General features: G+C 71.4%; 11 protein-coding genes. 1 reads left to right on the top strand and 10 read right to left on the bottom strand.

The features are described 5' to 3' along the window. The 9 genes from VHA72_RS07090 to hisI all read right to left on the bottom strand — a co-directional run. A partial coding sequence (locus VHA72_RS07090; RefSeq protein ID WP_325573742.1) for a glutamate synthase central domain-containing protein occupies positions 1–2,085 on the bottom strand: 2,085 nt, incomplete at its 3' end. A 209-nt stretch (positions 2,086–2,294) separates the two neighbouring features. Next, positions 2,295–3,230 (bottom strand): prolipoprotein diacylglyceryl transferase, encoded by a 936-nt coding sequence (gene lgt, locus VHA72_RS07095; protein ID WP_325573743.1) that lies wholly within the window; start codon positions 3,228–3,230, stop codon positions 2,295–2,297. Then, positions 3,227–3,832: an SCO family protein gene (locus VHA72_RS07100; RefSeq protein WP_325573744.1), complete on the bottom strand. Its 606-nt coding sequence runs from the start codon at positions 3,830–3,832 to the stop codon at positions 3,227–3,229. The genes lgt and VHA72_RS07100 overlap by 4 nt, the downstream gene beginning before the upstream one ends. Continuing rightward, entirely contained in the window at positions 3,825–4,637 is an 813-nt protein-coding gene (trpA, locus tag VHA72_RS07105; protein WP_325573745.1) for a tryptophan synthase subunit alpha, read from the bottom strand. The genes VHA72_RS07100 and trpA overlap by 8 nt, the downstream gene beginning before the upstream one ends. Next, entirely contained in the window at positions 4,634–5,932 is a 1,299-nt protein-coding gene (trpB, locus tag VHA72_RS07110) for a tryptophan synthase subunit beta (protein ID WP_325573746.1), read from the bottom strand. Before trpB ends, trpA begins: the two co-directional genes overlap by 4 nt. Further along, positions 5,929–6,711 carry an indole-3-glycerol phosphate synthase TrpC gene (trpC, locus tag VHA72_RS07115; protein ID WP_325573747.1) on the bottom strand — a complete coding sequence of 261 codons (783 nt, stop codon included), beginning with the start codon at positions 6,709–6,711 and terminating at the stop codon, positions 5,929–5,931. Before trpC ends, trpB begins: the two co-directional genes overlap by 4 nt. A gap of 18 nt (positions 6,712–6,729) precedes the next feature. Further along, a complete protein-coding gene (locus VHA72_RS07120) occupies positions 6,730–6,930 on the bottom strand; it encodes an HGxxPAAW family protein (RefSeq protein ID WP_325573748.1) in 201 nt (66 codons plus the stop codon). 46 nt (positions 6,931–6,976) lie between these two features. Then, a complete protein-coding gene (locus VHA72_RS07125; protein ID WP_325573749.1) occupies positions 6,977–7,531 on the bottom strand; it encodes a Trp biosynthesis-associated membrane protein in 555 nt (184 codons plus the stop codon). Beyond that, positions 7,524–7,862, bottom strand: a complete 339-nt coding sequence (gene hisI, locus VHA72_RS07130) for a phosphoribosyl-AMP cyclohydrolase (protein WP_325573750.1) — start codon at positions 7,860–7,862, stop codon at positions 7,524–7,526. The genes VHA72_RS07125 and hisI overlap by 8 nt, the downstream gene beginning before the upstream one ends. Positions 7,863–7,936: 74 nt before the next feature. Here hisI and VHA72_RS07135 point away from each other — a divergent pair, with 74 nt between their 5' ends. Further along, positions 7,937–8,557, top strand: a complete 621-nt coding sequence (locus VHA72_RS07135) for a TIGR03085 family metal-binding protein (protein WP_325573751.1) — start codon at positions 7,937–7,939, stop codon at positions 8,555–8,557. Between the two features lie 20 nt (positions 8,558–8,577). Here the strand turns inward: VHA72_RS07135 and VHA72_RS16555 are convergent. After that, positions 8,578–8,729: hypothetical protein (locus tag VHA72_RS16555; protein ID WP_524538581.1), on the bottom strand; the 152-nt coding region annotated here is incomplete at its 5' end.

Raw genomic sequence — 8,729 nt, forward strand, 5'->3', positions numbered from 1 at the left:
GGCGAGGTCCTCGACCGACTCCATGGCGAGGTAGGGGTTGACCGCGGCCGCGCCGTACCCGACGAGCAGGGCGACGTGGTGCACCTCGCGCACATCGCCGGCTTCGACCAGCAGCCCCACCTGGGTGCGGGTCTTCTCCCGGACCAGGTGGTGGTGGACGGCGCCGGTGAGCAGCAGCGACGGGATCGGCGCCAGCTCGGCGGTCGAGTGCCGGTCGGAGAGCACGATGATGCGTGCCCCGTCGGCGATCGCCTGGCTGACCTCGGCGCAGATCTCGTCGAGCCGGCGCGCCATCGCGGCGCCGCCGCCCTCGACGTCGTACAGGCCGCGCACCACGTGGGTGATGAAGCCGGGCATGTCGCCGTCGCGGTTGATGTGCCGGATCTTGGTCAGGTCGTCGTTGGAGATGACCGGGAACGGCAGCACCACCTGGCGGCAGGAGCGTGGCGAGGGGTCGAGCAGGTTCGACTCCGGACCGATGGTGCCGGACAGGGACGTGACCAGCTCCTCCCGGATGGCGTCCAGCGGTGGGTTGGTGACCTGCGCGAACAGCTGCGCGAAGTAGTCGAACAGCATCCGCGGCTTGCTCGACAGCGCCGCGACCGGCGAGTCGGTGCCCATCGAGCCGATCGGCTCGGCGCCGGTGTTGGCCATCGGCGCCAGGATGACCCGCAGGTCCTCCTCCGTGTAGCCGAAGACCTGCTGGCGGCGGGTCACCGAGGCATGGGTGTGGATCACGTGCTCGCGCTCGGGGATGTCCTCGAGCCGGATCAGCCCGGCGTGCAGCCACTCGTCGTACGGCTGCTCGCCGGCGAGCTCGCCCTTGATCTCGTCGTCCTCGATGATCCGGCGCTCGTCGGTGTCGACGAGGAACATCCGGCCCGGCTGCATGCGGCCCTTGCGCACGACCTTCGCGGGGTCGATGTGGTCCAACACGCCGGCCTCGGATGCGTAGACGACCAGACCGTCCTCGGTGACCCAGTAGCGACCGGGGCGCAGCCCGTTGCGGTCGAGGACGGCGCCGACCTGGCTGCCGTCGGTGAAGACCACGTTGGCGGGGCCGTCCCAGGGCTCCATCAGCGAGGAGTGGAACTCGTAGAACGCCTTGCGCGCCGGGTCCATCTCGCCGTGGTTCTCCCACGCCTCCGGGATCATCATCAGCACGGCGTGGGGCAGGCTGCGGCCGCCGAGGTGCAGCAGCTCGAGGACCTCGTCGAAGCTGGCCGAGTCCGACATGCCCGGGGTGCAGATCGGGTAGAGCCGGCTCAGGTCGCCGGGGATCAGGTCGGAGGCCAGCAGCGCCTCCCGGGCCCGCATCCAGTTCCGGTTGCCCATCACCGTGTTGATCTCGCCGTTGTGGGCGATCAGCCGGTAGGGGTGGCTCAACGGCCAGCTCGGGAAGGTGTTGGTGGAGAAGCGCGAGTGGACCACCGCGATCGCCGAGACCATCCGCTCGTCGCGCAGGTCGGGGAAGAACTCGCCGAGCTGGCTGGTGGTCAGCATGCCCTTGTAGACCAGGGTGCGACTGCTCAGCGAGGGGAAGTAGACGTCGGTCTCGTGCTCGGCGCGCTTGCGCAGGCAGAACGCCAGCCGCTCCAGCGCCATCCCGGTGACGCCGCCGCGGGCGGCCACGAAGAGCTGGCTGAACGTCGGCATCACCGCGCGGGCGGTGGCGCCGAGGCTGTCCGGGGCGACCGGGACCTCGCGCCAGCCGAGGACGTCCAGGCCCTCCTCCGCGGCGAGCAGCTCGATGTGCTGGCGGGTCTTGGCGACGTGCTCCTCGTCACCGGGCAGGAACGCCGTGCCGACGGCGTAGGAGCCCTTGACGGGCAGCTCGAACCCGGCCACGGCGCGCAGGAACGCGTCGGGGACCTGGATCAGGATGCCGGCACCGTCACCGGAGTTGGTCTCGGCTCCGGCGGCGCCACGGTGGTCCAGGTTCACCAGGGCGGTGACGCCCTGCTGGACGATCTCGTGGGTGGCGGTGCCGGTCAGGGTCGCGACGAAGGCGACGCCGCAGGCGTCCTTCTCGAATCGCGGGTCGTACAACCCTTGCGGGGTGGGGAATGAGTGCTCGTAGGGCACTGGGCTCTCCCGTCCTTGTCGGGGCAGGAGCGCGCTGGGACTCCTCACCGGAGTTCCATGGTGCGCGCGCCGTGCTGGGTCGGCAATGGCAGGTGCAGGGGACGGCATTGGCCCGCGCGATGAGCACAGGTTACCACCTTGTGAACGCGTGCGTCCTCGGGGTTACCTGGGGTGGCACTGTGGCCGCTCGAGCGGGGCCCGGCTGCGGCTCAGGCGGCGTTCTCGGTCTCGGGCTCGCTCGGCTCGTGGCCCTCGACGTACACGCTCTCCTCGCGGCCGGGGCGCTTGCGCCCGGCGACCACGAAGTAGACCAGAGCGCCGAGGAAGACCACCAGGCAGGTCCAGTCGTTGAGCCGCAGGCCGAGATAGGTGTGCTCGATGGAGTCCACGCGGAGGTACTCGATCCAGGATCGACCGACCGTGTAGACCATGGCGTAGAGCGCAAACACCCGGCCGTGGCCCAGCTTGAACCGCCGGTCGAGCCACAGCACCAGGCCCGCGCCCGCGAGGTCCCAGATGCACTCGTAGAGGAACGTCGGGTGGAAGGTGGCCCAGGTCTGCGCGTCCGGTACGCCGCCGGCGGGCACGTCGTGCATGTCGGCACGGGGCACGGTGATCGTCGTACTGCCCACCGACGTCGGCCAGTGCGGCTGGTAGATCTTCAGCCCCCACGGCAGGCTCGTCGCCCTGCCGTAGAGCTCCTGGTTGAACCAGTTGCCCCAGCGTCCGATGCCCTGCGCCACCAGCAGGCACGGGGCGACCACGTCGGCCAGCGCCGGCATCCGGATGCCCATCCGGTGAGCGCCGATCCAGGCGCCGACGGTGCCCAGGGCGATCGCGCCCCAGATCCCGATGCCGCCCTGCCAGATCGCGAACGGCTGCCACCACGGGTGGCCGGCGCCGAAGTAGCGGTCGGAGTCGGTGGCCAGGCTGTAGAGCCGGGACCCGACCAGGCCGAACGGCACCGCCCACAGGGCGATGTCCTGCATCTGCCCGAACCTGCCACCGCGAGCCGCCCAGCGGCGCTCGGAGAGCCACACCGCGACGATGATGCCGGCGACGATGCACAGGGCGTAACCACGGATCGGGATCGGACCGAGGTCGATCGCGCCGTGGGTGGGGCTGGGAATCGACAGCGCGATCATGAGGCCTTCTGCAGGAGGGTGTGGATGTCGGAGGCGAACTGCGCCGAGGAGGTGTCCATGTCCCACAGCACCCGGGCCCTGTGATCGGCGCCGATCGCGGTGACCTGGGTGGAGTGGGTGTTGAGGTCGTAGCCGCCGCTGGGCAGCTTCTGGCCCTGGGCAACGTACACCGCCAGCGGCAGCGCGATCTTGGAGATCTCGTCGATCGGGCCGGTCAGGCCGATGAACGCCTTGTTGTAGCGGTCGAGGTACCTGCGCAGCACGGCGGGCGTGTCGCGGCTCGGGTCGGTGGTCACGAAGACCACCTGCACCTTGCTCTTGTCGCTGTCCGAGAGCCGGGTCAACGCGCTGGCCAGCGAGGACATCACCATCGGGCAGATATCGGGGCAGTGCGTATAGCCGAAGAAGACCAGCGTCAGCGGCTTGTGGGTGTCGTCGACCAGCGAGAACGGCTTGCCGGAGGTGTCGGTCAGCGGGTCGGGCAGCACCTGGTAGGCGTCGTGGGTGATGCCGTAGAACTTGGGGTCCGCACTGCCACCGCCGCCACACGCGCCGGCCGTCAGGCCGACCGCCACGAGCACGGCGACGAGGACTCTACGCATGCACGTTCCCGCGTACGCCGGCGGCGAGGTCCTCGGCGAGCCGGGTCAGCGCGCCCAGGTAGCCACGCGGGTCGCCGGGATGGTCCAGGACCGCCCGGACGAAGGCGCTGCCCACGATCACGCCGTCGGCGAACGCGGCCACCTCGGCCGCCTGGGCACCGTTGCTGACGCCCAGGCCGACGCCGACGGGGAGGTCTGAGGGGCCGAGCGCCTTGGTGCGCTCCACCAGCGGCCCGGCCAGGTCGGAGGTGGTGGTCCGGGCACCCGTCACGCCCATCACCGCGGTGGCGTAGACGAAGCCGCGGCAGGCGCGCGTGGTCATCGCGATCCGCTCGTCGGTGCTGCTGGGCGCGACCAGGAAGACCTTGTCCAGCCCGTGCTCGTCGGCGGTGGCGATCCACTCCTGGCTGTAGTCGGGAGTGATGTCGGGCGTGATCAGCCCCGCGCCCCCGGCGTTCTTCAGGTCACGGGCGAACCGCTCCACCCCGTAGCGGTCGATCGGATTCCAGTAGGTCATCACCAGGGTCGGTACGCCGGTGGCCGCGACTGCCTCCACGGTGCGCAGCACGTCCCGGGTGCGCACGCCGCCGTCGAGCGCCTGCTGGGCGGCTGCCTGGATGGTCGGGCCGTCCATCACCGGGTCGCTGTAGGGCAGCCCGATCTCGATCACGTCGCAGCCCGCCGCGACCATCGTCTTGATCGCCTCGATGGCGCCGTCGACGTCGGGGAAGCCTGCGGGCAGGTAGCCCACCAGCGTGGCTCGCCCCTCGGCGCGGGCCGCCTCGAAGGCGCCGCTGGTGCTCACTTCGCGCCCTCCGCGATCTGCGCGTCGCTGGCCTGCGCCGGCGTGCCGTCGGCCCCGGCCCGGCCGAGTCCGAACCACTCGATCGCCGTACCCATGTCCTTGTCACCGCGCCCACTCAGGTTGACCAGGATGGTCGCCTCCGGGCCGATCTCCTCGCGCAGTCGCGGAGCCAACCGGATCGCGCCGGCGACCGCGTGGGCCGACTCGATCGCCGGGATGATGCCCTCGGCGCGCGAGAGCAGCGCCAGCGCGTCCATCGCCTCGGCGTCGCTGACCGCCTCGTACGTCGCCCGGCCGCTCTTGGCCAGCCAGGCGTGCTGCGGCCCCACCCCGGGGTAGTCGAGGCCGGCCGAGATCGAGTGCGACTCGACAGTCTGGCCGTCCTCGTCCTGCAGCACGTAGGTGCGCGCGCCGTGCAGCACGCCCGGGTCGCCGGCCGAGATGGTGGCGGCGTGGCGACCGGTCGCGACCCCGTCGCCGCCGGCCTCGAAGCCGTAGATACGCACCTGCGGGTCGTCGAGGAACGCGGTGAACAGGCCGATCGCGTTGGAGCCGCCACCGACGCAGGCGGCGATCGCGTGCGGCAGGACGCCGTACTGCTCCAGGCACTGCGCCCGCGCCTCGTCGCCGATGCCGCGGGTCAGGTCGCGCACCAGGGTCGGGAACGGGTGCGGGCCGGCGGCGGTGCCGAACAGGTAGGCGGTGTGGTCCACGTTGGCGACCCAGTCGCGGAACGCCTCGTTGATCGCGTCCTTGAGGGTCGCGCTGCCGGTGTCGACGGCGATCACCTCGGCGCCGAGCAACTGCATCCGGGCGACGTTGAGGGCCTGGCGCTCGGTGTCGACCTTGCCCATGTAGACAGTGCAGTCGAGGCCGAAGTACGCCGCGGCCGTCGCGCTGGCGACCCCGTGTTGGCCGGCTCCGGTCTCGGCGATGACCCGGGTCTTGCCCATCCGACGGGTCAGCAGCGCCTGGCCGAGCACGTTGCGGATCTTGTGGGCGCCGGTGTGGTTGAGGTCCTCGCGCTTGAGCAGGACCCGCACGCCGAGCCGCTCGGAGAGTCGGGTGGCGTGGTAGAGCGGGCTGGGCAGGTTGGCGTAGTCACGCAGGATCGCGTCGAACTCCGCCATGAACGCGGGGTCCTGCTTGGCGTCGGCCCACGCGGCGCCGAGCTCGTCGAGCGCCTTGACCAGCGCCTCGGGCATGAAGCGGCCGCCGAAGCCGTCCGCCGCGCCGCCGTACCAGCCCAGGGCGTCGGCGTCGAAGCTGGTGGTCTCGTTCAGGTGGGTCGTCATCGGACCAGTCCTGTCATGCTCTTCACGGCCGTCTCGGGGTCGCCGTCCTTGACCAGGGCCTCGCCGACGAGCGCGACCCGGGCGCCCTGGTCGACGTAGCGCTGCACGTCGGCGGCGGAGAAGATCCCCGACTCGGCGACCTTGACCCGGTCGTCGGGGATCCGCGGGGCGAGCCGGCCGAACGTGTCGTCGTCGACTGCCAGGGTCTTGAGGTTGCGCGCGTTGACGCCGATCAGCTCGGCGCCGAGCTCGACGGCGCGCTCGGTCTCGGCCTCGTCGTGCACCTCGACCAGCACGGTGAGGCCGAGCTCGCGGGCCTCGTCGTGGAGCCGCCGGAGCTGGTCGCCGGGCAGCGCCGCGACGATCAAGAGCGCCAGGTCGGCGCCGGCCGCGCGACCCTCCACCAGTTGGTAGGCGTCGACGATGAAGTCCTTGCGCAGGATCGGTACGTCGACCGCGGCGCGCACCGCCCGCAGGTCGTCCAGGCTGCCACCGAAGCGGCGCCGCTCGGTCAGCACGCTGATCGCGGCGGCGCCACCGGCGGCGTACCTGCTGGCCAGGCCGGCCGGGTCGTCGATCTCGGCGAGGCGTCCCTTGCTCGGGCTCTTGCGCTTGACCTCGGCGATGACGCTGCTGCCCGCGCCGCGGAAGTGCGGCATCGGGTCGCGCGGCGGGTCGACGTCGGCCAGCGCGGCACGGAGGTCGGCGATGCCGGTGGTCGCCTGTCGAGCGGCGAGATCCTCACGGACCCCGGCGACGATGTCGTCGAGTACCGACATCAGGCCTCCCCGGCGTTCTCAGTGTGATTCGACGTTGTAGCCCAGCTTCGACAGCACGACGAAGAGAACACCCGACACGACGACGACCGCGACGCCGATGTAGAAGACCACGTAGTTGATCGGGCTGAGCATGAGGCCCACCGAGCCGATCACGAAACCGATCAGGGCGACGGCGACAGCGCTCCAGGCGGCCGGGGTGTTGCCGTGGTTGTCGGACATGCGTGGCTCCTCGTGGTGTTCCGGGCTGATGCGGAGGTCAGTCTATTCAGTCCTGGTCGGAGGTCGGGTCCTGGCCCTCATCCAGAGACTTCCACAACTCCAGGCTGCTCTGCTCCTGGACCGGCCGACGGGTCACGACCGGCCCGGTCGGGGCGTCGTACTTGCTGCCCATCTCGGGCCACTGCGGTGCCTGGAGTACGGCGACCACCGCCGCGGCGACCGCGATCACGCACCCGACCAGCGCCACCCAGGGCCAGCCGTTGGCGGTCGCGCCGGCGTGGTCGGCCAGCAGGTCGTGCCGGGTCGTCCAGACCGTCGGGATCGGGGCGAGGGCCGCGACAGCGGCCAGGACGGCGAGCGCACGACGTACCCACCCACGGGTCACCAGGAAGACCCCCCAGGCCGCCAGCGAGACCAGCGCGAGGGCGGTGGTGGCCGGGCTGTCGAGACCGGTCTGCTCCACCGGCGTGAACGACTGCCGGGTGTCGAGGGTGATCCAGTGGTGGGCGCCGGCGTACGCCGCCAGGCCGGCCCCGGCCGCCCCGAGCAGCACGGTGGGCCAGAAGGCACGCCGGGCTCCGGAGCGACGTGGCTCAGCCATGGATCAGGTCGGCGTCGAAGCAGGTCCGGTCGCCGGTGTGGCAGGCCGCGCCCTCCTGGTCGACCTTGAGCAGGAGGGTGTCGCCGTCGCAGTCGAGCCGGATCTCCTTGATCCACTGCCGGTGACCGGAGGTCTCGCCTTTGATCCAGTACTCCTGCCGGCTGCGGCTCCAGTAGGTCGCCCGCCCGGTCTCGATCGAGCGGGCCAGCGCCTCGTCGTCCATCCAGCCGAGCATGAGCACCTCGCCGGTGTCGTACTGCTGCACCACCGCCGGCACGAGCCCGTCGGAGGTGCGCTTGAGGCGCGCGGCGATCTGCTGGTCCAAGGTCACGCCGACATTCTCCCATCCTGGTGCGCATCGGTGGCCGTCGTCCCGGCCGGATGCCCCTTGCCTACAGTGTGGGGGTGACTACCTTCGCCCGCCGCGAGCGGGGCGCGCTGTGCGATCTCGCCCTCACGGTCGGCCCGAGCGCCCCGACGCTGTGCGGCTCCTGGACCGTGCGAGACCTGGTGGTGCACCTGCTGGTGCGCGAGCGCCGGCCGTGGGCGGCGCCGGGGATCCTGGTGCCGGCGCTGTCCGGACTGGTCGACCGGGCCTCCGCGGCGCTGGCTCGACGGCCGTTCGAGGAGCTGGTGGAGACGCTGCGGACGCCGCCGGCCCCGGTGCGGATCGGCGCCGTGGAGCGGATGGTCAACACGATGGAGTTCTTCGTGCACCACGAGGACATCCGCCGGGCGGCTCCGGACTGGGCGTCGCGGCCGCTGGACGCCCGCGACGAGGCCGAGCTATGGCGCTCGCTCACGACGATCGGTCGCGGGCTGGTCCGGCCCGCCCGGGTGCCGGTGGTGGCCAGTGACGGCAACCGCACCGTGACGCTGCGACGCGGCGACCGGCCCGCGATCGTCTCGGGTCCGGTCGGCGAGGTGGCGCTGTTCCTCTTCGGGCGCAAGCAGGTGGTCGGGCTGACGTTCGACGGGCCCGCCGCCACCGTCGCGGCACTGCGCGACGCGCCGCTGGGGTTCTAGTCGGGGTTCTCGCTCGAGACTCAGTAGTCGCACGCCACCGGCGAGTCGTAGAGCGTCAGCGCGTCCTCGGCGGCACGGACGGCATCGCGGACCCGCTGCTCGGTCAGGTCCAGGACCCGGATGCCCGCCTCGGTGACGGCCACGGCCTCGATCCGGTGGAAGAGGTCGCCGT

Origin of the sequence: Nocardioides sp. (assembly GCF_035547795.1) — a bacterium.
Classification (GTDB): Bacteria; Actinomycetota; Actinomycetes; order Propionibacteriales; family Nocardioidaceae; genus Nocardioides.

Excerpts from the sequence above, each read along its gene's own strand:
- trpC (WP_325573747.1), bottom strand. The coding sequence starts at position 6,711 with ATGTCGGTACTCGACGACATCGTCGCCGGGGTCCGTGAGGATCTCGCC.
- trpB (WP_325573746.1), bottom strand. The coding sequence starts at position 5,932 with ATGACGACCCACCTGAACGAGACCACCAGCTTCGACGCCGACGCCCTG.
- VHA72_RS07125 (WP_325573749.1), bottom strand. The coding sequence starts at position 7,531 with ATGGCTGAGCCACGTCGCTCCGGAGCCCGGCGTGCCTTCTGGCCCACC.
- VHA72_RS07120 (WP_325573748.1), bottom strand. The coding sequence starts at position 6,930 with ATGTCCGACAACCACGGCAACACCCCGGCCGCCTGGAGCGCTGTCGCC.
- lgt (WP_325573743.1), bottom strand. The coding sequence starts at position 3,230 with ATGATCGCGCTGTCGATTCCCAGCCCCACCCACGGCGCGATCGACCTC.
- VHA72_RS07100 (WP_325573744.1), bottom strand. The coding sequence starts at position 3,832 with ATGCGTAGAGTCCTCGTCGCCGTGCTCGTGGCGGTCGGCCTGACGGCC.